Raw genomic sequence first — 24,729 nt, forward strand, 5'->3', positions numbered from 1 at the left:
GCAACCGCATGTGTCGGAGCTAGCGTCAGAATTCGAAGAGAGACTTATATGGCCAATACAACTTCGGCGAAAAAGGCGACGCGCAAGATGGCCCGCCGTACAGCCGTCAACAAGTCCCGCCGCACCCGCGTACGCGGTTACGTTCGCAAGGTTGAAGAAGCGATCCTCGCCGGTGATCTGGAGCAGGCGAAAGCCGCTCTGGCCGTAGCCGAGCCGGAACTGGCGCGCGCCGCCAGCAAGGGTGTTCTTCACCGCAACACCGCCTCGCGCAAGGTCTCGCGTCTGGCGCAGCGCGTGAAGGCAATTTCGGCCTGAGCCGAACAAGAATTGCAGACTTTTTGAACAACCCGGCCTCGCGCCGGGTTTTTCGTTTTGAGTTCATACACTTGGCTATTGTGACGCGAACATTACGAACAGATGTCACAAAAATGACCAAGAATTTTGAACCTTCTCAATGGCTTACACGAGGATTGCCACATTTTTACCAATTTTGGGCCGCTGCGCGCCACGTAATGATGACATCCGAAAAATTTATTTTTTCCGGCATTCTCGTCCATCCAAATTCAGAGAAATGTGAATCTAATTGATTCAAAAGCGATTCTTCTGAGCCCCTCCGCCGGCACCCAAACTCACGCATGAGAGTCAATGCTGGAAGCGCCGAATCGGCAAAAAATCCTTGTTGAAATTGTCGGTCGTTCTTGCCTAAATGACCTCCGACAGCAGACGGAATGAGCTCCCGGTTATTTCGGGAGGGGCGCGTTCGACAAAGGATGCGTTGTCTTCCCGAAGCTGGGAGCGGCGACTATTTTTTGGCGCCGTTTTTCCAACAATCGCAGGTTGTTATCCGGTTTTCGCCAGAAGTCCGGGTTCGTTCCTGTGTGTCTTTTGTAGACGACCCACGAGGCAGGGAGGGCGCTCAGAACTTCACAGCATAGAAACTCCGGACATTTTGCAGCCTGCATTTTCCGATACGAGGATCGGGGCGCGGGCAAGCGGCGGAAAGTCCCAATTCCGGCTGAGAGCCGGACTTCGACGCATGCCGGGAAGACACCGGCAGCAGGGCAAAACAGGCAGCGGGCGACATAAAAAACAAGCGCGCGCCAGGGTGATGACGTTTGAAAGGCGGCAACGATGAGAATGAGAATGGTAGCCTCTCGCACCGAGGATAATGCGGGCGAAACCGAGGCCGGTGAAAATGATGCGAAACCGGCGACGGCTGCCATGAATTCCAACGGGGACGATATCTTCTTCGAACGCTTCTGCACCGCGCTGAAGGCCCATGTCGGCGGCGACGTCTATGCCAGCTGGTTCGGCCGGCTGAAGCTGCATTCCTCAGACAAGAGCGTGGTCCGTTTCTCGGTGCCCACTGCCTTTCTGAAATCCTGGATCAACAACCACTATCTCGATCTCATGACCGAGATTGCCCGCGTCGAGCGCCCACAGGTTCTGAAGATCGAGGTTCTGGTCCGTTCCGCGACCCGCGCGCCGCGTCCAGCACTTGCGAGCGAGCAGCCGAAACCGGTCGCGGCCAACCCGGCGCCGGTCGTGCGTCCGCTGAACCGCGCGCCCGCTGGCCAGCCGCTGATGCCCGATCCGGAAACGCCGCAGGCGCGCGGCGCCAGCGCGTCCGGCCAGACCGTCTTCGGCTCGCCGCTCGACCCCTTCTTCACCTTCGACAGCTTCGTCGAGGGCGCGTCCAACCGGGTTGCCTTTGCCGCGGCCAAGACCATTGCCGAATCCGGCATGGCGGCGGTGCGCTTCAATCCGCTTTTCATCCATTCCTCCGTCGGCCTCGGCAAGACCCATCTTCTGCAGGCGATCGCCAACGCAGCGCTTGCCGCGCCGGACAAGCAGCGCGTGGTCTATCTGACCGCCGAATATTTCATGTGGAAATTCGCCACCGCGATCCGCGACAATGACGCGCTGACGCTGAAGGATTCGCTCCGCAATATCGATCTTCTGGTGATCGACGACATGCAGTTCCTGCAGGGCAAGATGATCCAGCACGAGTTCTGCCACCTTATCAACACGCTGCTCGACAGCGCTAAGCAGGTGGTGGTCGCCGCCGACCGCGCGCCATGGGAGCTGGAATCGCTCGACCCGCGGGTGCGCTCGCGGCTCACCGGCGGCGTCTCGCTGGAAATGAACGGCCCCGACTACGCGATGCGGCTTGAAATGCTGAAGCGCCGGCTTGAACTGGCGCAGCAGGAAGACCCCTCGATCGATATCGCGCCGGAAGTGCTCGAACATGTCGCCAGCAAGGTGACGGCGAGCGGGCGCGAGCTCGAGGGCGCGTTCAACCAGTTGCTGTTCCGCCGCTCCTTCGAGCCCGACCTTTCGATCGAGCGCGTCGACGAGCTTCTGGTTCATCTGGTTGGAACCGGCGAGCCGAAGCGGGTGCGCATCGAGGATATCCAGCGCGTCGTCGCCCGTCATTATTGCGTTACCCGGCAGGAGCTCGTCTCCAACCGCCGCACGCGGGTAATCGTCAAGCCGCGCCAGATCGCGATGTTCCTGGCCAAGACGATGACGCCGCGCTCCTTCCCGGAAATCGGCCGCCGCTTCGGCGGACGCGATCACACCACCGTGCTGCACGCCGTGCGCAAGATCGAGGACCTTCTGGAGAAAGACAACAAGCTGTCGCAGGAGGTCGAACTTCTGAAGCGGCTGATCAACGAATAGGCCCCTCCGGGCCTGACAGCGACGTTTCCAGAAAAGCCCGGCCCCGCGCCGGGCTTTGCTCATATCCGCCGACTTGCTAAAGCAAACGGGCAAACAGGAGAGACGTCATGCCGGTCACGCTTTACGGAATCAGGAATTGCGACACGATGAAGAAGGCCTGGACCTGGCTCGACGCGCATTCCATCGCCTATGATTTTCACGATTACAAGAAGGCCGGGATCGACCGGTCGCATCTGGAACGCTGGTGCGACTCGGCGGGCTGGGATAAGGTCATCAACCGCGCCGGCATGACCTTTCGCAAGCTGCCGGAGGCGGACAAGGCCGACCTTAGCCGCGAAAAGGCGATCGATCTGATGCTGGCCCAGCCCTCGATGATCAAGCGGCCGGTACTGGATGCCGACGGCGCGATTACGCTGGGCTTCAAGCCAGAAAGCTACGAAGCCGTTTTCGGCAAGGGGTAGGCGATGGCGAAGACCACGCAGGCCACCCGGTTTCTCGACAAGGCCGGCGTCAGCTACACGATCCAGCAATATGATTACGACCCCAACGCCTTCAGAGTCGGGCTGCAGGCGGCCGAGGCAATCGGCGAGCCGCCCGACCGTGTGCTGAAGACGCTGATGGCCAATGTCGACGGCAAGCCGGTCTGCGCGGTGGTGCCCTCCAATGCGGAGGTTTCGATGAAAAAGCTCGCCGCCGCCTTTTCCGGCAAGCATGCCGAGATGCTGGACGCCAGGACCGCCGAACGGCTTTCCGGCTACCATGTCGGCGGCATCTCGCCCTTCGGCCAGAGAAAACGCGTGCCGACCATATTCGAGGAAAAAGCGCTTGCCGAGCCCTATGTGGTGATGAATGGCGGCCAGCGCGGCCTGCAGGTGAAGCTTGCGCCGGCCGATGCGGTGAAGGCGCTGGGCGCGGCAACGGCAAGCGTGATCGCGTAAACCTCAGATCGGATCGCCCCGCGCCGCCTCCCGCTTGGCGGCGCGCGCTTTTAGAACGACAAGCTTGCTGAGAATGCAGCGATCATGCGCGTCCTGAACTGCGTATTTTCATACTAGGCGGGCTCGGCAAGGCCGGGGCGCTTCAATTTCGCCCGAAAACAAACTAGATAGTGTCACGACACACCAATCAGTTAGCGAGGCGACCATGAACGCTCAACCCCGGCTTCCCCACCCCATCGATCTGGAAAAACTCGAGAAGCTGGCCGAGGTCGCCGTCAAGGTCGGGCTCAACCTTGCCGAGGGGCAGGATCTGGTCATGACCGCGCCGATCGAGGCGCAGCCGCTGACCCGGCTGATCAGCCGCCATGCCTATCAGGCCGGCGCCGGGGTGGTGACCACGCTGTTCAACGATCCCCAGGCGACGCTGGAACGCTTCGAGCACGGCCATGACGCAAGCTTCGACAAGGCCGCGAACTGGCTTTACGAGGGCATGGGCCAGGCCTTCGCCAATGGCGCGGCGCGGCTTGCGATCGCCGGCGACGACCCGATGCTGCTCGCCGCCCAGGACGCCGACAAGGTGGCCCGCGCCAATCGCGCCATGTCGACCGCCTACAAGCCGGCGCTGGAAAAGATCGCCGGTTTCGACATCAACTGGAACATCGTCTCCTATCCGACGCTCGCCTGGGCGAAGACGGTGTTTCCCGAAGACCCGGACGGCATGGCCGTCGCCAAGCTGGCCAAGGCGATCTTCGCCGCATCGCGCGTCGACCAGCCCGATCCGGTGGGCGCGTGGCGCGAGCATAACGACAATCTCCATGCCCGCTCCGCATGGCTGAACGCCAAGCGGTTCTCGGCGCTGCGCTACACCGGCCCCGGCACCGACCTCACCATCGGCCTTGCCGATGACCACGAGTGGAGCGGCGGCGCCTCGATGGCGAAGAACGGCATTATTTGCAACCCGAACATTCCGACCGAGGAAGTGTTCACCACGCCGCACCGGCTGAGAGTCGAAGGCCATGTCTCCTCCACCAAGCCGCTGTCGCATCAGGGTACGTTGATCGACGATATCCGCGTCGAATTCAGCGAGGGCCGGATCGTCAAGGCAGCCGCCGCCAAGGGCGAAAGCGTGCTGAACAAGGTGCTCGACACCGACGAGGGCGCGCGAAGGCTGGGCGAAGTGGCGCTGGTGCCGCATTCCTCGCCGATTTCGGCCAGCGGCATCCTGTTCTACAACACGCTGTTTGATGAAAACGCCTCGTGCCACATCGCCCTCGGCCAATGCTACTCGAAGTGCTTCCTCAACGGCGACAAGCTTTCCCCCGACGAGATCGCCGCGCGCGGCGGCAATTCATCGCTGATCCACATCGACTGGATGATCGGCTCCGACCGGATCGACATCGACGGCATCGACGCCGCCGGCAACGCCACGCCGGTGATGCGTGGCGGCGAATGGGCGGAATAGGCGGGATGGTCTTGTTGGGGGCGCAAGGTGGCTATTGAGGTGCCACGCGCTCCATTAAGGCGAACCGGAATCGACCTTGCGTGTTCGGCTTTGCCGAAGTTCCTGGCTATCGATGCTTCTCCAACCTCTCAGCCCACAATCTCCCCCCTTGAGGGGGAGATGTCGCGAAAGCGACAGAGAGGGTAAAGGGCGAAAGCCCTAAAAGCCGCAAGCTTTGAATTTGCAGAAAGGGTTCACCCCTCTCTGCCCCTGTCGGGGCATCTCTCCCTCAAGGGGAGAGATTGATGACTGCAAGCCTGTGCTACCTAAAACAGGCTGCCCTGCGTGGGCGGTTTAGCGGGAGCTTTCGACTTTTTCTTCGGCTTGGGCGCAGGCGCAGGCTCCGGAGGTGCTGCGCCCTCGCCCGTCACCGCCCTGACCCTGCCATCCGCAAACTCGATCTCGATTGGCGCGCCATCCGCCAGCCCGGCGGCGCGGGAGACCGGGCGGTTGTCCTGGTCGCGGATCACCGCGAAACCGCGCGCCAGCACATTGCGGTAGGAAAGCGAGTTCAGCACTCGTTGCTGGCCGGCGATGGCGGCGCGATGGGTTTTTAGGCCGGCATCGATCGCGGTGGCCGCCCGGCGCGCAAGCACCGCCACCTTTTCGCGGTCGCGGGCGACCATCATCACAAGGCGCTGGGGCGTTGCCGAAAGGCCTGAGGCGCCACGTTCGAACGTCCGGCGCTTGTTGATGGTGTTGAGTTCCAGCGCGCGGGTGTTTCTGAGCGCCGCCTCGTCGAAGCGTCGCCGCGGCAGCGCCAGCAACTGATCGAGCGAGGGCAGGCCGCGCGAAAGCCCGGTCAGCGTCTGCCGGCGGAAATCCATCAGCCGGCTCGCAGCACTTGCAAGCCTTGCGGCAAGCCGGGCCTGATCGGCGACAAGCTCGGCCCTGACCGGCACGGCGCGCTCGGCGGCCCCCGTCGGCGTCGGCGCGCGGTAATCGGCGGCGTGGTCGATCAGCGTCCAGTCGGTCTCGTGGCCGACGGCGGAAATCAGCGGGATTTCGCTTTCATAGGCAGCGCGCACCACCGCCTCGTCATTGAAGCTCCAGAGATCCTCCAGCGAGCCGCCGCCGCGCGCGACGATCAGCACATCGGGACGGCGCACGGAACCATCCGGGCCGAGCGCGTTGAAGCCCCTGATGGCGGCGGCAACCGCATCGCCAGAACCCTCGCCCTGCACCTTGACCGGCCAGACCACGACATGAACCGGAAAACGATCAGTAATCCGGTGGAGGATATCGCGGATGACAGCGCCGGTCGGCGAGGTTATCACGCCGACCACCAGCGGCATGAACGGCAGCGGTTTCTTGGCCGCCTCGTCGAACAGGCCCTCGGCGGCCAGTTTCTTGCGGCGTTCTTCCAGAAGCGCCATCAGCGCGCCGGCGCCGGCGGGCTCCAGCGCCTCCACCACGATTTGGTATTTCGAAGCGCCGGGGAAGGTGGTGACCTTGCCGGTGGCGATCACCTCCATGCCCTCTTCCGGCTTGATCTTCAAACCGGAGAACACGCCCCGCCAGATGACAGCGTCGATCCGGGCGCGCTCGTCCTTGATCGAAAAATAGGCATGCCCCGAGGAATGTGGTCCGCGGTAGCCGGAGATTTCGCCACGCAGGCGGATCCGGTCGAACCGGTCCTCGACCGTGCGCTTGATCGATCCGGAAAGCTCCGAAACCGTAAATTCCGTCAGGTTTGTCGCCGATTCGGCATCGAAGAGATTGCTCATGGCTGCAGTTTAACCGATCCGCGTTTACCTTGCACAATCGATCCTGTTTTCTCCCCGCAAATCCCCGCCATGCGCGCGTCCGCCAGAATTGAAGCCGGTCAACGCAAAGCCAAGGAGACGCGTCATGACAGACAGATTTGCATCCCGCCACGCAACGCTTACGAGCCCGGCTTATGACGGGTTTTCCATCACCACCAGCGACGCCGCGCCGGTTCTGGAGGTTACTCGTGCGATCTATGTCGGGACCGGCGGCGACCTGACCGCGACCTTTGCCTCCGGCGAGACCGTGACATTCCAGAACGTCACGGCGGGCACGATCCTGCCCATCCGCGTCAGCCATGTGCTGGCGACCGGCACCACCGCCGATGCGCTGGTGGGACTGATATGAGGCTGGGCATTTCCATTACCGAAAGCGCCGGCAGTAAGCCGGCGCCGTTCTGGGCCGCACCCGCCTATCGCGCGGAAAGCGCAGACGGCGGCGGTGGCCCGGCCGCCGTCCTCGACTTCGGGCGGAACCGCCACGCCCTGACGACCGTACCGGCAGCAGCCATTCCAGCCGCCGCAATCGGAGCGCTTGCGGAGCTGACCGCACAAGACTTTACCGACATCATCGCCTTCACCCGCGCCGGCTCGGCGACCTATGTCGATGCCGATGGCCTGATCAAGACTGCCGCTGCCGATCAGCCGCGCTTCGACCACACCCACGGAAGACGCGGGCTGCTGCTTGAGGGACCGGGGACGAACGTCCTGCCGAACTCGAACGCTTTCTCATGGTCCGAAGCGACCGGGAGCGGCCCCGCAAATGGGTTTCGTTATGTCCAACCCGGCGCAACCATTGGGCCGGACGGCGCTCTGTCCGGCGTCAAGATATCGGAGAGCCCCGATCTTGATCAGCAGCGGATGTTCACGGTTCTCTATAACCTCGTGAACGGTGCAACATACACCTATTCGTGCTGGTTCAAGGCGGCAGAGCGCACAAGAGTTGTTCTGCGCTTTACGCACACGTCCGGCACCTATTTCGACCTGTCGGCGGGCGAATTTTCCGAGATAACGCCTACGCCTGCCGGTTCCGGCGTGCAAGCCTATCCCAACGGCTGGTATCGTTGCTGGATGACATTCCTGGCGCAGTCGACCACGCTGAATGTCCCTTGGATCAATCTGCACAACGGGAGCAATACGAGTTATGAAGGCGACGGCGTCAGCGGGGTCTACGCCTGGGGCGCTCAGGTGGAGGCCGGCGCGGTCCCGACCTCCTACATCCCAACAGGCGCATCGGCCGTCACCCGGCCTGCCGACAAGGCGCAACTCGCCGATCCGGTTGCCGCTCTGCTGCGGCGCGGTGAAGCGAGCGTTTTGGTTCAAGGTGAGGATGTTTATGCTCGACCGGGTGCGGGGTGGGGCCGGTTGCTGTCTGGTCCCGGAACGAATGACTACCTAGTTACCCTCCCGCCAGATGGCGGCTTCCTTGGGCTCGGCTATCCACTTTTGTACGTCTACGATGCATCGATCCCGGCAGGAGCAATGCCTTCTTTTGGTCTAACGGCGGGATGGGATGCTACGTCGATGAGAGCAAGTTACCAGGGTGGTGGCGTGCAAAGCAGGGCGGGGACACAAGAGGCCGACTTCTCGGGAGTCTACCTCGGTCGCTCTGAAACAGGCTTCTTCGCGCCCGGCCTGTATTACCAACTCGCGATCTGGCCGTTCCGAATGACGGACTCCGCTCTTCAGGCGAAGGGGGTGCCCTATGTTTGATGCCTTTCTGAAATTCGCCGACCACGCGGCAGCACTTTCCGCCTTCGAGACGATCGGCCTCGACATCGACGCGCTGACCTATCACGACACGGCTCTTCCTGCAGGCATGCTGATCGTCAAGGCCGTGGGCGCGGCCTGTGACGGTGTCGTCTATGCACCGACCGGCGAAAACGAGACCGATGCCGAGGGCGTTACGGTCCCCGTGATGGCCGCCGTGCCGGGCTTTCACGTCAATCTGCGGCTGGCCGAAGGGGCGGCGCTGCTCGAGCCCCTTTCGGCTTTCCTGGTCGCGCAGGAACCGGCAACGCCGGCGGAAAGATTTTCCTGAAAGAGCGCTGGCCGCGTTCCCGCGTCCAGCAAATGCACCCGCGGAAATTCAGACCGTCGTCCAGCCTCCATCGGCGTTGCCGGCGCGGTAGACGGCGTCGATGAAGCGCTGGTTGCGCACTGAATCCTCAAGCGTGAACACTTCCTGCTCCGCGCCCGACGCCGCCCTTGCGAAGGCCTCGACCTCGCGCACATATTGCCGGCTGTCCTGAAAGCGGAAGGCCTGGGTTTCGCTGTGATTGCGGTTGGAGAGCAGCACGGTTTCCTCGCCCCAGCGGTCGGCGTTGAACGGCGAGACCACCTCGATCAGGCCCTCGGTTCCGTGAAACGCCATGGTCTGGCGGTGCGCAAGCTGGGTGGAGACATAGAAGCTCAGCTCAAAGCCCGGAAATTCCGCCCGCACCGAGGCATAGATATCGGTGCGGAAATTCTCGTCATAACGCACCGTCGCCTGGACGCGCTCGGGCTCCTTGCCGGTGGCGAACCGCGTTGTGACGGTCGGATAGACGCCGATATCGGGCAGGCCGCCGCCGCCGAGCTCGGGGATGTTGCGCATATTGGTCTCGTCGCGCAGGAAATAGGTGAACGCGCCCTGGACGTGGACGAGATCGCCGATCGCGCCTTCGGAAAGCAGCGCCCGGACCTTGCGCCAGACGGGCGTGTAGGTGACCATATAGGCCTCGCTGACCAGCACATTGTTGCGATCACGCGCGACAATCACGGGCGCGATGTCCTCGGCCTTCAGCGCCAGCGGCTTTTCCACCAGCACATGCTTGCCGGCATCCGCCGCTCTGATCGCCCATTCGACGTGCTGCGAGGTCGGCAGCGGGATATAGACCGCGTCGATCACATCGCTTTCCAGCATTTCCTCATAGGAGCCGAAGGCATGGGGCGCGCCGAAGCGCTCGGCCATGGCCCGCGCGCGGCCGATATCGCGGCTTGCGACCGCCGCCAGCACGCAGTTTTCCGCATCGACAATGGCCGGCACGACAAGCTCGCGGCCGATCTTGGCCGTCGACATAATTCCAAAACGCAGCATTAGATCTCCTCACCTTTTCGGCGGCCACCATAAAAACCGCAGCGCGCAAGCGCAAGCATTGCCTCGCACCGTTTGCATTGCATACACTGGGCGCTATCTAAAACGCTGAAACGCGTTCTCAAACCGCCGGAGGAAATCATGCATAGAAGAATTCTGGGCCGCACCGATATCGCCATCGCGCCGGTCGTGTTCGGCGGCAACGTCTTCGGATGGACGGCGGACGAGAAGACCTCATTCGCGCTGCTCGACCGCTTTGTCGACGCCGGCTTCAACGCTATCGACACGGCCGACGTCTATTCGAAATGGGTGGATGGCAATGAGGGTGGCGAATCCGAAACCATTATCGGCAACTGGCTGAAGCGCGGCGGCGTCAAGCGCGAGGATGTGGTGATCGTCACCAAGGTCGGCTCGGAGATGGGGCCGGATCAGAAGGGGCTTGGCGAGGGCTGGATCGCCGAGGCCGTGGAGAAGTCGCTGAAGCGGCTGCAAACGGATTACATCGACGTCTATCTCGCCCACTGGCCCGATGAAAACACATCCTATGACGAGACCATCGGCGCATTCAGCCGGTTGCGGGAACAGGGCAAGGTCCGAGCGATCGGGGCGTCGAACCTCAATGCCGAACAGCTCGGCGAGGCGCTTCAGGTGGCCGAACACACCGGGCGCGCGCGCTATGACGTGCTGCAGCCTGAGTATAATCTCTATGAACGTGCATCCTTCGAGGGCGCGCTTGCCGATCTCTGCGTCGAACATGATATCGGCGTCATCACCTATTTCAGCCTCGCCTCCGGCTTCCTGACGGGCAAGTACAAATCCGCCGATGACACCGCGGGAAGCGCGCGCGGCGGCGGCATCGCCAAATATTTCGACGAGCGCGGCCGCCGGATCCTGAAGGCGCTGGAACAGGTGAGCGCGGAGACGGGCGAGCATCCGGCCGCGATCTCGCTTGCCTGGCTGATGACCCGGCGCGGCGTAACCGCGCCGATCGCCAGCGCATCGAAGCTTGCGCAGATGGACAGCCTGATCCGGGCACCGCAAATCGAACTTTCGGGCGAGCATCTGCAGATCCTTCAGGAGGCCGGCGAATGACCGCCCCGGTGATCCGCGACGCAGGGCCCGCCGATCGGGATGACTGGCTGAGGCTCTGGCAGGGCTATCTGGAGTTTTACGGCGCCGGGCTGGATGACGCCGTGACCGCTATGACCTGGAACCGGATCATCGATCCGGTGAGCGCCGTCTTCACCCGGCTCGCGCTGGTGGATGGCGCTGTTGCCGGCTTTGCGACCTGCATCCTGCACCCGCGCACCTGGGCGGTAGAGCCCGCCTGCTATCTCGAAGACCTTTTCGTCGATCCCGAGATGCGCGGCGGCGGCATCGGGCGGGCGCTGATCGACGATCTGATCGCGATCGGCCGCCGCGATGGCTGGACCAATCTCTACTGGCACACCAAGGCCGACAATGAGACGGCGCGCAAGCTCTATGACAGCTACGACAAGGCCGACGGCTTTGTCCGCTACCGGCTGCCGCTTGGGAAATAGCGGCTACTTGGTGCCATACATCCGGTCGCCGGCGTCACCGAGGCCGGGGACGATATAGCCCTTCTCATTGAGATGGCTGTCGATCGCGGCGGTGTAGACCGGAACGTCGGGATGGGCCTTGCGGAAATTCTCGATGCCCTCGGGGGCGGCAAGCAGGCAGAGGAAGCGGATATTGGTGACGCCGCGCTCCTTCAGCCGGTCGACGGCGGCGATCGAGGAATTGCCGGTCGCCAGCATCGGATCGACCACGATCACCAGACGCTCGCCGATATCCTCCGGCGCCTTGAAGAAATACTCGATCGCCTCCAGAGTATCGTGATCGCGATAGACGCCGATATGGGAAACGCGGGCGGACGGCACGAGATCGAGCATGCCTTCGAGCAACCCGTTGCCGGCGCGCAGGATCGAGGCGAACACCAGCTTCTTGCCCTCCAGCACCGGCGCTTCCATGGTCGTCATCGGCGTTTCGATGGTTTCCATGGTCAGTTCGAGGTCGCGGGTCACCTCGTAGCAGAGCAGCGTGGAAATCTCCCTGAGCAGACGCCGGAAGCCCGCCGTCGAGGTTTCCTTCTGCCGCATCTTGGTCAGCTTGTGCTGAACCAGGGGGTGGTTGATGACCGTTACGCCGTCCATGGTGTTTTCCCGTCTTTTACGCACTCAAGCTGTTTATGGCGCAAAAGCCTTGCGGACGGCAAGCATTGCGCCGGTGAAAGCGCATGGTTTGCACTGATTCAGCCGGCAAGCCGCGAGAGCAGCCGCTGGCGCGCCGGCTCATCGACGAAGGCAGCCTCGATCGCGGTCCGCGTCATGGCGTCGATTTCGTCGGCAGAAAAACCCATTTCGTCGCGGGCCGCTTCGTATTCGCGGGCAAGCGATGTGTGGAAGAATGGCGGATCGTCGGAATTCAGCGTGACCTTCACCCCGGCATCGAACAGGCGGCGCAGGGGATGGGCGGCGAGATCGGGATAGACCGACAGCGCGATATTGGAGCCGGGGCAGACTTCCAGCACCACGCCCCCGTCCACAAGCCGGCGCACCAGATCGGGCTCCTCGATCGCTCTTACGCCATGACCGATCCTGTCGGGCCTGACGCAATCGAGCGCATCGCGCACCGAGAAAGCGCCGCAAACCTCGCCGGCATGGATGGTGATGCCGAGCCCTCCATCGCGGGCAATATCGAAGGCGCGGGCGAAATCGGCGACCCGGCCCATGCGCTCGTCGCCGGCCATGTTGAATCCGGTGAGCAGCGGGAAGTCACAGGAAACGGCATAGCGCGCCGCGCCTTCCACCTGCTCCGGGCCCATATGGCGCTCGCCGATCATCACCATGCGCGCCTCGATGCCGGTCTTGTCGCGCGCGGCCTCGATGCCGGCGGTGATCGCCCGCATGTAGCCATCCTTCGACAGACCGGCCGCAAGGCCCTGTTCGGGAGAGACGAACAGCTCGGCATAGATCGTGTCGGCCGCGGCCAGTTCGCTGAGATAGGCTTCCGCAAGGGCCGCGAAATCCTCCTCAGAGCGAAAGACATTGGCGATCGCGGCATAGCAGGCGATGAAACTTGAAAAATCGTTCCAGAGATAGCGACCGTCGGCTAGGTAGCGGGACAAATCGATGCCGTATTTTTCGGCAAGGCGCGCCGCCAGCGCCGGCGGCGTCGCGCCTTCGATATGGCAATGCAACTCGGCCTTGATCACAGAAACGACCTCCCGTGCTTGCCCGGCGCAAGACCCAGATGCGCGGCGACGCTCTCTCCGATATCCGCATAGCTGTCGCGGACGCCGAACGATCCCGGTTTCAGCCCCGGGCCGAACACCAACACCGGCACCCGCTCGCGGGTATGGTCGGAGCCGCGCCAGGTGGGGTCGCAGCCGTGATCGGCGGTCAGCACCACGATATCACCGGGCGTGAGCTTTTCAGCGATATCGGGAATGCGGGCATCGAAGGCCTCGAGGGCTGCCGCATAGCCCGGCACATCGCGGCGATGTCCGTAGAGCATGTCGAAATCGACGAGATTGGTGAAGACGAGATCGCCATCGCCGGCTTGCGCGATCGCCTTCAGGCTGGCATCGACCAGCGCCTCGTTGCCATCGGCCTTGAAAAGTTGCGTGACGCCCTTGCCGGCGAAGATATCTGAAATCTTGCCGACGGCGAGCACGTTTCGCCCGTCCTCGCTGACGCGATCCAACAGCGTCTTTTCCGGCGGCGCGATCGAGAAATCGCGGCGATTGCCGGTGCGCTTGAAGGTCTCCGCGGTCTCGCCCTTGAAGGGGCGGGCGATCACCCGGCCGATATTGTAGTCATAGGTCAGTTCGCGCACGACTTGGCAAAGCTGCATCAGCCGGTCGAGCCCGAAATGATATTCGTGGGCTGCAATTTGGAACACGCTGTCGGTGGAGGTGTAGAAGATCGGGCGGCGCGTCCAGACATGCTCCTGGCCGAACCGCTTGATGATTTCCGTGCCCGAGGCGTGGCAATTGCCGAGACTGCCGGAAATGCCGGCTTGGGCATAGATCGCCTCCAGCAGTTCGCGCGGGAAACAATCGGGGCCATCGGGAAAATAACCCCAGTCGAACATCACCGGCGTGCCGGCAATCTCCCAGTGGCCGGATGGCGTGTCCTTGCCGCGCGAGACCTCGCTTGCCGCGCCATAGCGGCCGAGAAACCGCTCCGGCCGCGCCATGCCCGCCGGATAATTGCCGCTTGCAAGCTTCGCCGCCTCGATGAGGCCAAGCGCCGCCATATTGGGAAGCTTCAGCGGGCCTGAACGCAGCCCCTCGCGATCGCCGAGCCCGGCGGCGCAGAATTCGGCGATATGGCCGAGCGTATCGGCGCCGAGATCGCCATAGGCCTTGGCATCCGGCGCGCCGCCGATGCCGAAGGAATCAAGAACGTAGAGAAAGGCGCGGGCCATGCGGTCCATTCCATGAGATTCGATCAGGCATATCTAGCGCCTGCCCCCCGGCTTGGCAAACCGTCGATCGGCGGCCGGCAGGCAGAAAGGGAACAGCGTCCGGCCGAATTGCGTTTAATCAGGCAGTAACCATGTCTTTTAACGCCGTGGGAAGGCAAGCGCGCCATGATGACAGTCACCGAAACAGCCAAAGCCAGACCTGTCATGCCACAGCGATCTCAACGCCGTTCCACCGCCTTCGGCCACAGTGCGGAATTCGCCCTGATCGCCGGCGTCGTTCTGGCGGCGATTATCGCGGTCGGCTTCGCGGCCTTTCAGTTCTACGCGGTGATCTGAAGGCGCAGCATCAGTCTACGGGCACTGATCCGTCACTCAGCGGAAAGCCGGATCAGCGCCGAAAGCATCAATTGCGCGCCTTTTTCGATATCCGCCCAGTCGGAATGTTCCTCCGGCGCGTGGGATATCCCGTTGCGGCTCGGCACGAAGATCATTGCGGAGGGACAGAGCGCCGTCATCGTCTGTGCATCGTGGCCGGCGCCGGAGATCATCCGCCGGGCCGGCAGGTTAAGACGGCGCGCCTCGGCCTCCAGCATGTCGATCAGGTCGGCGTCAAAGGCCACCGGCGCTATGAAGCTGTTTTCCTCGATTGAGAGCGCAAGATTGTGCTTTCCGGCCACCGCGCCGGCGACTTCGGCGAAGCGGGCCTGAAGGCCGCGCATGACGTCTTCGCGGGCATCGCGGATGATCACGGTGAACACCGCCTCCCCCGGTATCGTATGCGGATGGTTGGGGGAAAGCTCGACCTTGCCGATGGTGATCCGGGCATCCTTCGAGCCCGAAGCGGCGATCATGGCCGGGATCTGGACGGCGATTTCCGCAAGCCCGGCGAAGGCGTCGGCACGCATATCCATCGGCGTCGTGCCGGAATGATTGGCGATGCCGGAAAGCCGGACATGCAGGTTGACGATGCCGGTGGCGCCCTCCGGAAGACCGATGGCAATCGCTTCCCGCTCCAGCACGGGCCCCTGCTCGATATGCAGTTCGAGAAACACTTCGACAGAGCCTTTCGGCCGCGCCGATGAAAGGATCGCCTCCGGTTCCAGCCCCTGGGCACGCATGGCGTCGGTCAAAAGCAGGCCATCGGCATCGGCCGCGCTTTCGAGCCACCCAGGCGTCACCAGCCCGGCGACGGTCTGCGAACCGAGCATGCCGCCGAAACGGCCCTCTTCCTCAGACGTGGCCACCACCTCGATGGGACGGGCGGGGGTAAAGCCGGCCTCCTTCATGGCCCGCACGCATTCGAGCGCGACGGCTGCGCCCAGCGCGCCATCGAAGGCACCGCCGCTCGCCACGGTATCGAGATGGGAGCCGACCATGATCGCAGGCGCATCCGCCGCGCCATAGCGCCCGAACACCGAATTGGCGCCGTCGCGGGTAACTGTCAGGCCGTCCTTTTCCATCTCGCGCGCAAACCAGTCGCGCACCGCCATATCGGCATCGGAAAAGCCAATGCGGTTAAACCCGCCGCCCTCGGCGCGGCCGAAGGCGTTGATGCCGTCGAGCAGGGTTTTCAGTCGTTCGCTGTTGATCTCTGGTCGCATACCGCCTCCCTCTTCGATAAATTCATTATGATAAATTCAGCAAGATCGCAAATTTTTCATGATAAATAAGATCGCATAGCTCCGTTGGCGACGGCGGCGGCCCGCCGCATCGGAACCATAAATTCCGTGCCCGCCGAGGACTTCTCGGCGGGGCGAAACCTATGCAATCTAGAATGCGAGGTCGGTATGCGCGGTGTGGAGCATATCGAGATGGGAGGCGATCAGCGGCACCAGAACGGTGGCAACCGTTTTTTGAACGCCCTGACGTGACACGTCATCCACCTCGCGCTTCTGCACCTTGAGAAGCGACTTGTGATTATCGATCTGGTGCTCGATATAGGCCAGATCGAAGGCAGGTCCCGGATCCATCCTCTTCAGCGTTTCCACCGATTGCGACAGCGTGTCCGGGCGCTGCGGCGTGGAGGCGCCGGCCTTCAACAGCAAGCCGGCAATCGCCTGGGCTTCCTCCGATTCCAGTTCGGCGAACTTGTAGACCACCGGATGGACCGCCTTCTTGGCGGCCAGCTCGCTGATATCGCAGGAAAACAGATCGAGTTTCAGCGTCTGTTCGGCATAATCTTCGGGAGGCTCATCCGCCAATGCCGAGGCCGAAACCGCGGCCAGTGCGCCCATCGCCGCCGTCACGGCTCCGCCGACGAAAATACTGCGGCGGCACAACGCGATCGAAGTCATGTTCATTGCCTTTCATCATCGTCCATCAGCTTTCATGTGAGGCCGCTCACAGTCACGATCAGAGTGGTTCCGTAGTTGGCAATTTGAAGGCGCAATGCCTTTGTCATGGAATTCCGGATGGGCGCCACCGCCAGTCAGCCCGACCGGGTCATCGAGTTAAGGCATTGAAAAATATCAACTTAGGTTGAACGCGCCGCTGCGCCTGCAGGAATTATCATAATAAATCCTTGTCAATTACCAATTTTTCATAATTAATTAAGAAAACCACCAACAGAGGAGAACCGATCGATGAAACGCCTTCTCGCAGCCGCGCTGGCTGCCGCGTCGCTCGCCTTCGGCGCGCCGGCGATCGCCCAGACCCCGCCCAATGTTCTGGTCGTCGGCCAGATCGCCGAGCCGAAATCGCTCGACCCCGCCACCGACACCGCCGTCAACGACTTCCGCATCCTCGTCAACATGTATGACGGCCTTGTGCGCTACAAGGATGGCACGCTCGAGGTCGAGCCCGCGCTTGCAACAAGCTGGGACATTTCCGAGGACGGGAAGACCTATACGTTCACGCTCCGCGAGGGCGTCAAGTTCCACGACGGTTCGGATTTCAACGCCGAAGCGGTGAAGTTCAACTTCGACCGGATGCTGAACGAGGACAACGAGTATTACGACACCGGCCCGTTCCCGCTGGCCTTTTTCTTCTCCTCGATCGACACCGTCGAGGTTGTCGATGACATGACGGTGAAGTTCACTCTCACCGACCCCTATGCGCCTTTCCTTTCAAACCTCGCCTATCCGACCGGCCTGATCGTCTCGCCGGAAGCTGTGAAGGAACACGGCAAGGATTTCGGCCGCAACCCCTCCGGCACCGGCGCGTTCAAATTCGAGGAATGGGATCCGAACGCCAAGGTGGTCGTTTCGAAGAACGAGGATTACTGGGATGGCGCCCCGCCGCTTGAGGCCGTGGTGTTCCGTCCGGTCACCGATGCCAATACCCGCGTTGCCGAGATGCTTTCGGGCGGTCTCGACGTAATGGTCGAGGTGCCGCCGGATGCGCTGCAGCAGTTTTCCGGCAATGACAATTACAAGGTCTACGAACAGGCCGGCCCGCATCTCTGGTTCCTGATCCTGAACATGAAGGACGGCGTCTTCGCCGACAAGAAGGTCCGTCAGGCCGTCAACTACGCGATCAACAAGGAAGCGATCGTCAACGACATCCTGCAGGGCACGGCCGATGTTGCCGCAGGCCCGACGCCGCCAGCCTTCGCCTGGGCCTATGACGACAGCCTGTCGCCCTACCCCTACGATCCGGAAAAGGCGAAGTCGCTTCTGGAAGAGGCCGGTTATGACGGTTCGGAACTGACCTTCTACGTCACCGAGGGCGGTTCGGGCATGCTGGAGCCGCAGGCGATGGCGACCCAGATCCAGGCCGATCTCGAAGCCGTGGGCATGCCGGTCAAGATCGAGACCTATGAGTGGAATACCTTCCTCGGCAAGGTGAACCCCGGTCTGGAAGGCGAGGCAGACATGGCCGAAATGGCATGGATGACCAACGACCCGGATACGCTGCCTTATCTGGCGCTGCGTTCGGAAGCCTTCCCCGACCAGGGCGGTTTCAACTCCGGCTATTACTCGAACCCGGACGTCGACACGCTGCTGGAACAGGCCCGCACCTCCACCGATCAGGCAGAGCGCGCGAAGCTCTACAAGGAGATGCAGGCGATCGTCCACGACGACGCGCCTTGGGCCTTCATCGCCAACTGGAAGCAGAACGCGGTGACCAAGGCGAGCGTGGAGAACTTCAAGCTCCAGCCGTCCTTCTTCCTGCTCTTGCAGAAGGTGGCGAAGCCGAATTGATCGGGCGATTGCCCAAGCGCCCGGATTGGCGACAAACCTGTCCAATGTTCGGGCGCAAACCTGTCCCCTTGACGGGCGTCATCCTCGGGCTTGTCCCGAGGATCTAATCCCCTCTCCATGCGAGCGGAGTCCATGGTCAGTCAGCAAGGCAGTTCCTTCTGACCTTTTCTGACCCGAAACGCCAATCGTACTGGTACGTGCTTGGACCCTCGGGACAAGCCCGAGGGTGACGACAGAGGACGGACTGGGCCCGGTGGCAGGGCCGCACTGCTTGCTCCCCATATTCTCTCCCGCTGGCGGGAGAGATGCCCCGAAAGGGGCGGTGCGCAGCATATCAAGACGTGAGGGCGTTCGAGGGGATACTCTCCCCCCTCACTGTCGCTTTCGCGACATCTCTCCCCTCCGGGGCGAGAAGATTGGGGGGCTATGCGGTGATGCCGCCAGCCCGTCATAGCAGGTTTCATGGCCACCACGGAGAACACGCCATGGCACACTATATCCTCAGGCGGCTTCTGGCTGTCATTCCGGTGCTTCTGGGCCTGACCGTGATCGTGTTCGCGATCATGGCGATGATCCCCGGCGATCCGGCAACCGCTATTCTCGGCTCCTACGCAACGCCGGAAAATGTCGACCGCATCAACCGCGCGCTCGGGCTCGACAAGCCGCTGGTGCAGCAATATTTCATCTGGCTCGGCAATATTCTCCAGGGCGATTTCGGACGCTCCTACACCCAGAACCGCCCCGTTCTCGACATCATCACCGAGCGTTTCGGCAATACGCTGATCCTTGCCGGCACCTCGCTGGTGCTCTGTTCCATCCTCGGCCTTCTGGCTGGCATCGTCTCTGCCGTGCGCCAGTATGGCTTCACCGACAAGCTGGTGACGCTGTTCGTGCTGATCGGCATTTCGGTGCCCTCATTCTGGCTCGGCCTGCTCCTGATCCTGGTCTTTGCCGTCAAGCTGCAATGGCTGCCGGCGAGCGGCATGTATGCGATCTATGGCGGCGGCGGGCCGATGGACCTCATCAGGCACCTGATCCTGCCCGCCTTCACGCTTTCGGTCGTCGCGACCGGCGTGGTCGCGCGGCTGACCCGCACTTCCATGCTGGAAGTGCTGCGACAGGACTATATCCGCACAGCCCGCGCCAAGGGGCTGAAGGAGCGCCGGGTGATCATGCGCCATGCCTTCAAGGCCGCGCTCGTCTCCGTCATTCCGGTGCTCGGCATCCAGGCCGGCTTCGTGCTCGGCGGCGCGGTCTACATCGAGACCGTGTTCCAGTGGCCGGGCATCGGCTCGATGCTGGTGACCGCGATTTCCACACGCGACCTGCTCACCGTCCAGGGCGGCGTGCTGATCGTGGCGGCGGCCTATGTGCTGTTCAACCTCGCCGCCGACGTCGTCCAGACCATGCTTGATCCGAGATTGCGCTGATGACCGACGCTGCGATTTCCACGCCCGCAAAGAAGAAGAAAAAGGGCGGCCGCCCGAGCGCGCTGAAACTGCTCTTCAACAACACGCTCGCCACCACCGGGCTGATCGTGCTGACGCTGATCGTGCTGGTGGCGCTCGCCGCCCCCATCCTGCCCTTGCAGCCGCCGAATGTGACCGATCCATCGGTGCGCCTGCTGCCGCCGTTCTCCGAGGGGCATCTGCTCGGCACCGACGCCCTTGGCCGTGATCTCCTGTCGCGGCTGATCTGGGGCACGCGGGTGAGCCTCGCCGTCGGTGTCTCCGCCACGCTGATCGCCGCCTTTTTCGGCTCTCTGATCGGCCTTGTCGCCGGCTATGCGGGCGGCAGAACCGACAATATCCTGATGCGCGGCATCGATATGGTCATGGCCTTTCCCTACATTCTGCTGGCGCTGGCGATCGTCGCAGTCCTCGGCCCGGGCCTCCTGAATGCGCTCTATGCCATCGCCGTGGTCAATATCCCGTTCTTCGCCCGTAATATTCGCGGCATGACGCTCGGCCTGTCGCGGCGCGAATTCGTCGATGCGGCAAGGCTTTCGGGCAAGTCACATTTTGCCATCCTATTCGGCGAGGTGCTGCCTAACGTGCTGCCGGTGATCATCATCACCATGTCCACCACGATCGGCTGGATGATTCTCGAAACCGCCGGGCTCTCCTTCCTCGGTCTCGGCGCCCAGCCGCCGCAGGCCGATCTCGGCTCGATGCTGGGCGATGGCCGCAAGGTGCTGTTCACCGACGCCCATGTCTCGATGGTGCCGGGCCTGATGATCTTCGCCCTTGTCATGAGCATCAATCTTCTCGGCGACGGCATACGCGATGTGCTCGACCCGCGGCTGAAATCCGGCGCGCTGGCGCGACCCGGTGCCCGCACCGCCGTCAAGCGCGATGCCGCGCCCGATGAGAAGCCGCGCGAAAACGCCGTGCTCGACGTTCAGCAAATGCGTACCGAGTTCCATGTCGGCGGCAGCATCTACAAGGCCGTGGGCGGCGTCGACCTGCATATCCGCGAAGGCGAATGTCTCGGGCTGGTGGGCGAATCCGGCTCCGGCAAATCGGTGACTGCGATGTCGCTGATGGGCCTCGTGCCGACACCGCCCGGCCGCATTGCCGGCGGCGCCGCCTGGTTTTCCGGCGAGGACCTGTTTGCCGCAAGCGACGAACGCATCCGCCAGTTGCGCGGCGGCGCGGTCAGCCACGTCTTCCAGGACCCGCTGTCGACGCTGCATCCGCTGTTTACCGTTGGCGATCAGTTGATCGAGGCCATCCAGGCCCACCAGCCGCTGTCGAAATCCGAAGCCCGAAAGAAGGCCACCGACTTGTTGCAATCGGTGCGCATCCCCAATGCAGCCGAACGGCTGAACGCCTTTCCGCACGAGCTTTCCGGCGGCATGCGCCAGCGGATTTCGATCGCCATGGCGCTCGCCAATGACGCCAAGCTGATCATCGCCGACGAGCCCACCACCGCGCTTGACGTGACGGTGCAGGCGCAGATCCTCGAACTGATGAACGGCCTGCGCAAGGAGCGCGACACCGCGATCCTGTTCATCACCCATGATTTCGGTGTGGTCTCGGCGATCTGCGACCGGGTGGCGGTGATGTATGCCGGGCGGATCGTGGAAACCGGCACGACCGAGGAAATCCTCGCCAACCCGGCCCATCCCTACACCGCCAAGCTTATCGACTGCGTGCCGGTGCTGGGCGAGCCCGAGCGCCGGCTTGACGCGATCCAGGGTCGTCCGCCGGTGGTCAACGACCTGCCCGATGGCTGCGCCTTCGCCGATCGCTGTCCCTATGTGCAGGCGGATTGTCGCAGCGGCGACATTCCGATGCTCTCCTTCGGCGAGGAGCGCGGCGCGCGCTGCATCCATCCGCTCAACCGGGAGACCGCCGATGCCTGAGGCCAATGAAACGCTGATCGCGATCGATCGGGCCGAGCGCATTTTCGGCGGCGGCAAGACGCTGTTCGGCAAGGCGCTTCCCGCCGTCCACGCCGTTCAGGACGTCACCCTCGACGTGAAGAAGGGCGAGACGCTCGGCATTGTCGGCGAGAGCGGCTGCGGCAAGTCGACGCTTGCGCGTCTCCTGTCCGGCCTCGACCTGCCGACCGGCGGCAAGATCACTTTCGAGGGCCGCGATCTGGCGCGCGAGGCGAAGAAGACCCCGCGCGCGCTGGCCCGCCAGGTGCAATATGTGTTTCAGGACCCGGTCTCCTCGCTCAATCCGCGCAAGAAAATCCGCACCATTCTGGAAGCCCCGCTGATCCATCTTCTGAAGATGAACAAGGCCGAGCGCGAGAAGCGGCTGGAAGAGCTGATGGACGCGGTCAATCTCGCGCCCGAATTCCTCGAGCGCTATCCGCATGAATTCTCCGGCGGACAGGCCCAGCGCATTGGCATCGCCCGGGCGCTTGCAGCGGATCCGGAGGTGATCGTGCTCGACGAGCCGGTCTCCGCGCTCGATGTCTCGGTGCAGGCGCAGGTGCTCAACATTCTCGACGATCTAAAGAGCCGGTTTGGCCTCACCTACCTGTTCATCAGCCATGACCTGTCCGTGGTGGAATCGATCTCGGACCGGGTGGCGGTGATGTATTTCGGGCGGATCGTGGAGCTTGGCAGCCGCGATGCGGTGTTTGCCGAGCCGCTCCATCCCTACACCCATCTTCTGCTCAACTCCGCGCCCGCGCCGGGCCGCAAGGCGGTCTCCGGCGGCGACAGCGAGGCGGAGCTGCCGGACCCCTACAATCCGCCCAAGGGCTGCGCCTTTTTCGCCCGATGTCCCAACGGAACGGAGCATTGCCAGACGCATGTTCCGCCGATAGACGAAGCGCAAGGGGGGCCCGGCCACGAAGCCGCCTGCTTCCATCCGATGATGAAAAGGACGGCATGACCAGACCCAGCCTCGAAAGCCGCCAGGCCTTTGCCCCGCCCTTTGCGGCGAAGAAGCGCAAGCGGCCGGATATCATCGCCGACATGCTGCGCGAGCGGATGATCGAGACCGGGCTTCGCCCCGGCGACCGGCTGCCGGCGGAATGGCTGGACCCGGAGCAGCTTCCCGCTTCGCGCGGCACGGTGCGCGAGGCGCTGAAAATCCTCGAATTCCAGGGCATGATCGCCAGCAAGACCGGCCCCGGCGGCGGCATTTTCGCCCGCGCCGTCGCCCCTGACGAAGCGATCCAGACCGTCACCAACCTGTTCCTGCGCGCGCCGCCCTCGATCTCCGACATTTACGCGCTGCGCAAATCTCTGGAGCCAGAGCTTGCGGCCGACGCGGCGCTTCACCTTCCCGACGACGCAATCGACGCCCTGCAGGCCACGATCCGGCTCTATGAGGCGGAGCCGAAATCGGCCGACGAGGAATATGTCCAGCGCCTTGCCGAACTCGACTTCCACGCCGAACTCTCGCGCCATGCGAAAAACCCGGTGCTCGGCTTTGCCTGCGGCCTGCTCTTGAACCTGCTGCGCGACCTGCCGGACTGCCGGGAAATCTACCAGACGCCCAATCCCGGCCTGCGCGAGACCGGCGTCTTCTACCAGATCGAGCTGATCAAGGCGATCCGCGGCCGCAACCCCGACCGGGCCCGCAAGATCATGGCGGAACATATGGCCGAGGCCGAGGCATACATGCTCGAGCGGGCGCGGCTGAACCGGGAGGGCTGAGCGAGAGCGGTGCCTTACCCACCCCGGCGCTTGCGGGTCTGCACTTCCGAGAGGAACATGCCGAGCGCGATTGCGACGCCCTGGAACATCATCTGCCAGGAGGTCTCAAGCCCGAGCACCTTCAGCGCCTGACCGAGCTGGGTGAGGAACAGGGCAGCACCCGCCACCGCGATCATCGAGCCGATGCCGCCGGAAATCGCCGTACCGCCGAGCACCGCTGCCGCGATCGGGGCCAAGAGATAGGGATTGCCGACATCGAGCGTCGGGTTTCGGATGAAGGCGGAGAGCAGCACGCCGACAATGCCGTAAAGCAGCGAGGCGGCGACGAAGGCGCCCGCCTGATAGCGACGGATTTCGACGCCGGTGGCATAGGCCGCGCGCGGATTGGCGCCGACGGCCTCGAACCTTCGGCCAAGCTGGGTGCGGCGCAGGAGCACCGTCAGCACCAGGGTCAGCGCGATGGTGATCCAGATCGTGGTGTTGAGGCCCAGAAAGCGGGCTTCGCCGAATTCGGCAAGCACGGTCGGCACGCCGGCTTCCGCCGGAAGCGAGCCGCGATACCAGAGCGTGAGGCCGGCGACGATCGCCCCGGTCGCCAGCGTCACGATCAGCGCGTTCAGCTTCAGCCACGCGACCAGCACGCCGTTGACGAGGCCGACCATCATGGCGAAGGCGAGCGCCAGCGCTGTGCCGATCACGGCCGAGCCCTCCGCGCCGCCGGACGTGCCAAGAAGCACCGTGCTCGACAACGTCACGATCGCCGGCACGGATAGATCGATGCCGCGCGCCATCAGCACCAGCGCCTGCCCCATGGCGGCAATCGCGAGGAAGCTCGCGAACGGCAGGATGCTGGTGACCGATGTGCCGGAGATGCTGCGCGGCAGGAACAGCGCGCAGAGCGCCACCAGAATGGCAAGCGCGATCCAGATCGCCGCAAACTGCATCTGGATCACGGGCACCCGTCCCTTGCCGCCGCGCCCGGCCCGCGAGGCCGGCGTATATGATGATATCACGCCTGTTTCGGTCATTTTACCCTCATCATTGTTG

24 protein-coding genes are annotated in these 24,729 nt (G+C 63.1%); 16 read left to right on the top strand and 8 right to left on the bottom strand.

From position 1 onward, the window contains the following. The first annotated feature begins 48 nt into the window (after positions 1–48). The 5 genes from rpsT to V6767_RS09895 all read left to right on the top strand — a co-directional run bounded on the left by rpsT (position 49) and on the right by V6767_RS09895 (position 5,082). Positions 49–315, top strand: coding sequence for a 30S ribosomal protein S20 (gene rpsT, locus V6767_RS09875; protein ID WP_448427799.1), 267 nt, complete (start codon positions 49–51; stop codon positions 313–315). 906 nt (positions 316–1,221) lie between these two features. Further along, positions 1,222–2,682, top strand: coding sequence for a chromosomal replication initiator protein DnaA (dnaA, locus tag V6767_RS09880; protein ID WP_448473427.1), 1,461 nt, complete (start codon positions 1,222–1,224; stop codon positions 2,680–2,682). Between the two features lie 107 nt (positions 2,683–2,789). Continuing rightward, a complete protein-coding gene (locus V6767_RS09885; protein ID WP_448473323.1) occupies positions 2,790–3,143 on the top strand; it encodes an ArsC family reductase in 354 nt (117 codons plus the stop codon). A gap of 3 nt (positions 3,144–3,146) precedes the next feature. Then, positions 3,147–3,620, top strand: a complete 474-nt coding sequence (gene ybaK / locus V6767_RS09890) for a Cys-tRNA(Pro) deacylase (protein WP_448473324.1) — start codon at positions 3,147–3,149, stop codon at positions 3,618–3,620. A gap of 205 nt (positions 3,621–3,825) precedes the next feature. Then, positions 3,826–5,082: an aminopeptidase gene (locus V6767_RS09895; protein WP_448473325.1), complete on the top strand. Its 1,257-nt coding sequence runs from the start codon at positions 3,826–3,828 to the stop codon at positions 5,080–5,082. A 305-nt stretch (positions 5,083–5,387) separates the two neighbouring features. On the opposite strand, the gene xseA is transcribed toward V6767_RS09895, so the two are convergent. Then, positions 5,388–6,848 carry an exodeoxyribonuclease VII large subunit gene (gene xseA, locus V6767_RS09900; protein ID WP_448473326.1) on the bottom strand — a complete coding sequence of 487 codons (1,461 nt, stop codon included), beginning with the start codon at positions 6,846–6,848 and terminating at the stop codon, positions 5,388–5,390. Between the two features lie 124 nt (positions 6,849–6,972). Between xseA and V6767_RS09905 the strand changes: the two genes are divergently transcribed. From V6767_RS09905 to V6767_RS09915, 3 genes are read left to right on the top strand one after another with little or no spacing between them, the layout of a single operon-like run. Next, on the top strand, positions 6,973–7,236 hold the full coding sequence (locus tag V6767_RS09905; RefSeq protein WP_448473327.1) for a spike base protein, RCAP_Rcc01079 family: 264 nt from the start codon (positions 6,973–6,975) through the stop codon (positions 7,234–7,236). After that, positions 7,233–8,600, top strand: a complete 1,368-nt coding sequence (locus tag V6767_RS09910) for a phage head spike fiber domain-containing protein (RefSeq protein WP_448473328.1) — start codon at positions 7,233–7,235, stop codon at positions 8,598–8,600. Before V6767_RS09905 ends, V6767_RS09910 begins: the two co-directional genes overlap by 4 nt. After that, positions 8,593–8,928: a hypothetical protein gene (locus tag V6767_RS09915; protein WP_448473329.1), complete on the top strand. Its 336-nt coding sequence runs from the start codon at positions 8,593–8,595 to the stop codon at positions 8,926–8,928. The genes V6767_RS09910 and V6767_RS09915 overlap by 8 nt, the downstream gene beginning before the upstream one ends. 48 nt (positions 8,929–8,976) lie before the next feature. Here the strand turns inward: V6767_RS09915 and V6767_RS09920 are convergent, their stop codons facing one another. Next, positions 8,977–9,966 (bottom strand): Gfo/Idh/MocA family protein, encoded by a 990-nt coding sequence (locus V6767_RS09920; RefSeq protein WP_448473330.1) that lies wholly within the window; start codon positions 9,964–9,966, stop codon positions 8,977–8,979. 138 nt (positions 9,967–10,104) lie between these two features. Here V6767_RS09920 and V6767_RS09925 point away from each other — a divergent pair, with 138 nt between their 5' ends. Then, complete coding sequence (locus V6767_RS09925) at positions 10,105–11,055, top strand: aldo/keto reductase (protein ID WP_448473331.1); 951 nt, start codon at positions 10,105–10,107, stop codon at positions 11,053–11,055. Next, on the top strand, positions 11,052–11,504 hold the full coding sequence (locus V6767_RS09930) for an N-acetyltransferase family protein (RefSeq protein WP_448473332.1): 453 nt from the start codon (positions 11,052–11,054) through the stop codon (positions 11,502–11,504). The genes V6767_RS09925 and V6767_RS09930 overlap by 4 nt, the downstream gene beginning before the upstream one ends. A 3-nt stretch (positions 11,505–11,507) precedes the next feature. Here V6767_RS09930 and upp read toward each other — a convergent pair whose 3' ends face one another. The 3 genes from upp to V6767_RS09945 form a co-directional block, all read right to left on the bottom strand. Further along, a complete protein-coding gene (gene upp / locus V6767_RS09935; RefSeq protein ID WP_230719683.1) occupies positions 11,508–12,137 on the bottom strand; it encodes a uracil phosphoribosyltransferase in 630 nt (209 codons plus the stop codon). Positions 12,138–12,235: 98 nt separating this feature from the next. Then, positions 12,236–13,198, bottom strand: a complete 963-nt coding sequence (locus V6767_RS09940) for an adenosine deaminase (RefSeq protein WP_448473333.1) — start codon at positions 13,196–13,198, stop codon at positions 12,236–12,238. Next, on the bottom strand, positions 13,195–14,415 hold the full coding sequence (locus V6767_RS09945) for a phosphopentomutase (RefSeq protein WP_448473334.1): 1,221 nt from the start codon (positions 14,413–14,415) through the stop codon (positions 13,195–13,197). Before V6767_RS09945 ends, V6767_RS09940 begins: the two co-directional genes overlap by 4 nt. A gap of 204 nt (positions 14,416–14,619) precedes the next feature. Between V6767_RS09945 and V6767_RS09950 the strand changes: the two genes are divergently transcribed. Further along, a complete protein-coding gene (locus V6767_RS09950) occupies positions 14,620–14,751 on the top strand; it encodes a hypothetical protein (protein WP_448473335.1) in 132 nt (43 codons plus the stop codon). 32 nt (positions 14,752–14,783) lie between these two features. Here V6767_RS09950 and V6767_RS09955 read toward each other — a convergent pair whose 3' ends face one another. Next, the gene (locus V6767_RS09955; RefSeq protein ID WP_448473336.1) at positions 14,784–16,016 is read right to left on the bottom strand and encodes an allantoate amidohydrolase; all 1,233 of its coding nucleotides are present in this window, start codon (positions 16,014–16,016) and stop codon (positions 14,784–14,786) included. 168 nt (positions 16,017–16,184) lie between these two features. Further along, complete coding sequence (locus V6767_RS09960; RefSeq protein ID WP_448473337.1) at positions 16,185–16,715, bottom strand: DUF4142 domain-containing protein; 531 nt, start codon at positions 16,713–16,715, stop codon at positions 16,185–16,187. A gap of 282 nt (positions 16,716–16,997) precedes the next feature. On the opposite strand from V6767_RS09960, the gene V6767_RS09965 reads away from it, so the two are divergent. From V6767_RS09965 to V6767_RS09985, 5 genes are all read left to right on the top strand, one after another. After that, a complete protein-coding gene (locus V6767_RS09965) occupies positions 16,998–18,557 on the top strand; it encodes an ABC transporter substrate-binding protein (protein ID WP_448473338.1) in 1,560 nt (519 codons plus the stop codon). Positions 18,558–19,042: 485 nt separating this feature from the next. Then, positions 19,043–19,987 carry an ABC transporter permease gene (locus tag V6767_RS09970; protein WP_448473339.1) on the top strand — a complete coding sequence of 315 codons (945 nt, stop codon included), beginning with the start codon at positions 19,043–19,045 and terminating at the stop codon, positions 19,985–19,987. Next, a complete protein-coding gene (locus V6767_RS09975) occupies positions 19,987–21,924 on the top strand; it encodes a dipeptide/oligopeptide/nickel ABC transporter permease/ATP-binding protein (RefSeq protein WP_448473340.1) in 1,938 nt (645 codons plus the stop codon). Before V6767_RS09970 ends, V6767_RS09975 begins: the two co-directional genes overlap by 1 nt. Next, on the top strand, positions 21,917–22,912 hold the full coding sequence (locus tag V6767_RS09980) for an ABC transporter ATP-binding protein (RefSeq protein ID WP_448473341.1): 996 nt from the start codon (positions 21,917–21,919) through the stop codon (positions 22,910–22,912). Before V6767_RS09975 ends, V6767_RS09980 begins: the two co-directional genes overlap by 8 nt. Continuing rightward, complete coding sequence (locus tag V6767_RS09985; protein ID WP_448473342.1) at positions 22,909–23,682, top strand: FadR/GntR family transcriptional regulator; 774 nt, start codon at positions 22,909–22,911, stop codon at positions 23,680–23,682. Before V6767_RS09980 ends, V6767_RS09985 begins: the two co-directional genes overlap by 4 nt. Positions 23,683–23,696: 14 nt before the next feature. Here the strand turns inward: V6767_RS09985 and V6767_RS09990 are convergent, their stop codons facing one another. Continuing rightward, positions 23,697–24,710, bottom strand: a complete 1,014-nt coding sequence (locus V6767_RS09990; protein ID WP_448473343.1) for an ABC transporter permease — start codon at positions 24,708–24,710, stop codon at positions 23,697–23,699. Positions 24,711–24,729 lie beyond the last annotated feature (19 nt).

The sequence above is a fragment of the Martelella sp. FLE1502 genome, assembly GCF_053484255.1.

Excerpts from the sequence above, each read along its gene's own strand:
- rpsT (WP_448427799.1), top strand. The coding sequence starts at position 49 with ATGGCCAATACAACTTCGGCGAAAAAGGCGACGCGCAAGATGGCCCGC.
- dnaA (WP_448473427.1), top strand. The coding sequence starts at position 1,222 with ATGAATTCCAACGGGGACGATATCTTCTTCGAACGCTTCTGCACCGCG.
- V6767_RS09885 (WP_448473323.1), top strand. The coding sequence starts at position 2,790 with ATGCCGGTCACGCTTTACGGAATCAGGAATTGCGACACGATGAAGAAG.
- ybaK (WP_448473324.1), top strand. The coding sequence starts at position 3,147 with ATGGCGAAGACCACGCAGGCCACCCGGTTTCTCGACAAGGCCGGCGTC.
- V6767_RS09895 (WP_448473325.1), top strand. The coding sequence starts at position 3,826 with ATGAACGCTCAACCCCGGCTTCCCCACCCCATCGATCTGGAAAAACTC.
- xseA (WP_448473326.1), bottom strand. The coding sequence starts at position 6,848 with ATGAGCAATCTCTTCGATGCCGAATCGGCGACAAACCTGACGGAATTT.
- V6767_RS09905 (WP_448473327.1), top strand. The coding sequence starts at position 6,973 with ATGACAGACAGATTTGCATCCCGCCACGCAACGCTTACGAGCCCGGCT.
- V6767_RS09910 (WP_448473328.1), top strand. The coding sequence starts at position 7,233 with ATGAGGCTGGGCATTTCCATTACCGAAAGCGCCGGCAGTAAGCCGGCG.
- V6767_RS09915 (WP_448473329.1), top strand. The coding sequence starts at position 8,593 with ATGTTTGATGCCTTTCTGAAATTCGCCGACCACGCGGCAGCACTTTCC.
- V6767_RS09920 (WP_448473330.1), bottom strand. The coding sequence starts at position 9,966 with ATGCTGCGTTTTGGAATTATGTCGACGGCCAAGATCGGCCGCGAGCTT.
- V6767_RS09925 (WP_448473331.1), top strand. The coding sequence starts at position 10,105 with ATGCATAGAAGAATTCTGGGCCGCACCGATATCGCCATCGCGCCGGTC.
- V6767_RS09930 (WP_448473332.1), top strand. The coding sequence starts at position 11,052 with ATGACCGCCCCGGTGATCCGCGACGCAGGGCCCGCCGATCGGGATGAC.
- upp (WP_230719683.1), bottom strand. The coding sequence starts at position 12,137 with ATGGACGGCGTAACGGTCATCAACCACCCCCTGGTTCAGCACAAGCTG.
- V6767_RS09945 (WP_448473334.1), bottom strand. The coding sequence starts at position 14,415 with ATGGCCCGCGCCTTTCTCTACGTTCTTGATTCCTTCGGCATCGGCGGC.
- V6767_RS09950 (WP_448473335.1), top strand. The coding sequence starts at position 14,620 with ATGCCACAGCGATCTCAACGCCGTTCCACCGCCTTCGGCCACAGTGCG.
- V6767_RS09955 (WP_448473336.1), bottom strand. The coding sequence starts at position 16,016 with ATGCGACCAGAGATCAACAGCGAACGACTGAAAACCCTGCTCGACGGC.
- V6767_RS09960 (WP_448473337.1), bottom strand. The coding sequence starts at position 16,715 with ATGAACATGACTTCGATCGCGTTGTGCCGCCGCAGTATTTTCGTCGGC.
- V6767_RS09965 (WP_448473338.1), top strand. The coding sequence starts at position 16,998 with ATGAAACGCCTTCTCGCAGCCGCGCTGGCTGCCGCGTCGCTCGCCTTC.
- V6767_RS09970 (WP_448473339.1), top strand. The coding sequence starts at position 19,043 with ATGGCACACTATATCCTCAGGCGGCTTCTGGCTGTCATTCCGGTGCTT.
- V6767_RS09975 (WP_448473340.1), top strand. The coding sequence starts at position 19,987 with ATGACCGACGCTGCGATTTCCACGCCCGCAAAGAAGAAGAAAAAGGGC.
- V6767_RS09980 (WP_448473341.1), top strand. The coding sequence starts at position 21,917 with ATGCCTGAGGCCAATGAAACGCTGATCGCGATCGATCGGGCCGAGCGC.
- V6767_RS09985 (WP_448473342.1), top strand. The coding sequence starts at position 22,909 with ATGACCAGACCCAGCCTCGAAAGCCGCCAGGCCTTTGCCCCGCCCTTT.
- V6767_RS09990 (WP_448473343.1), bottom strand. The coding sequence starts at position 24,710 with ATGACCGAAACAGGCGTGATATCATCATATACGCCGGCCTCGCGGGCC.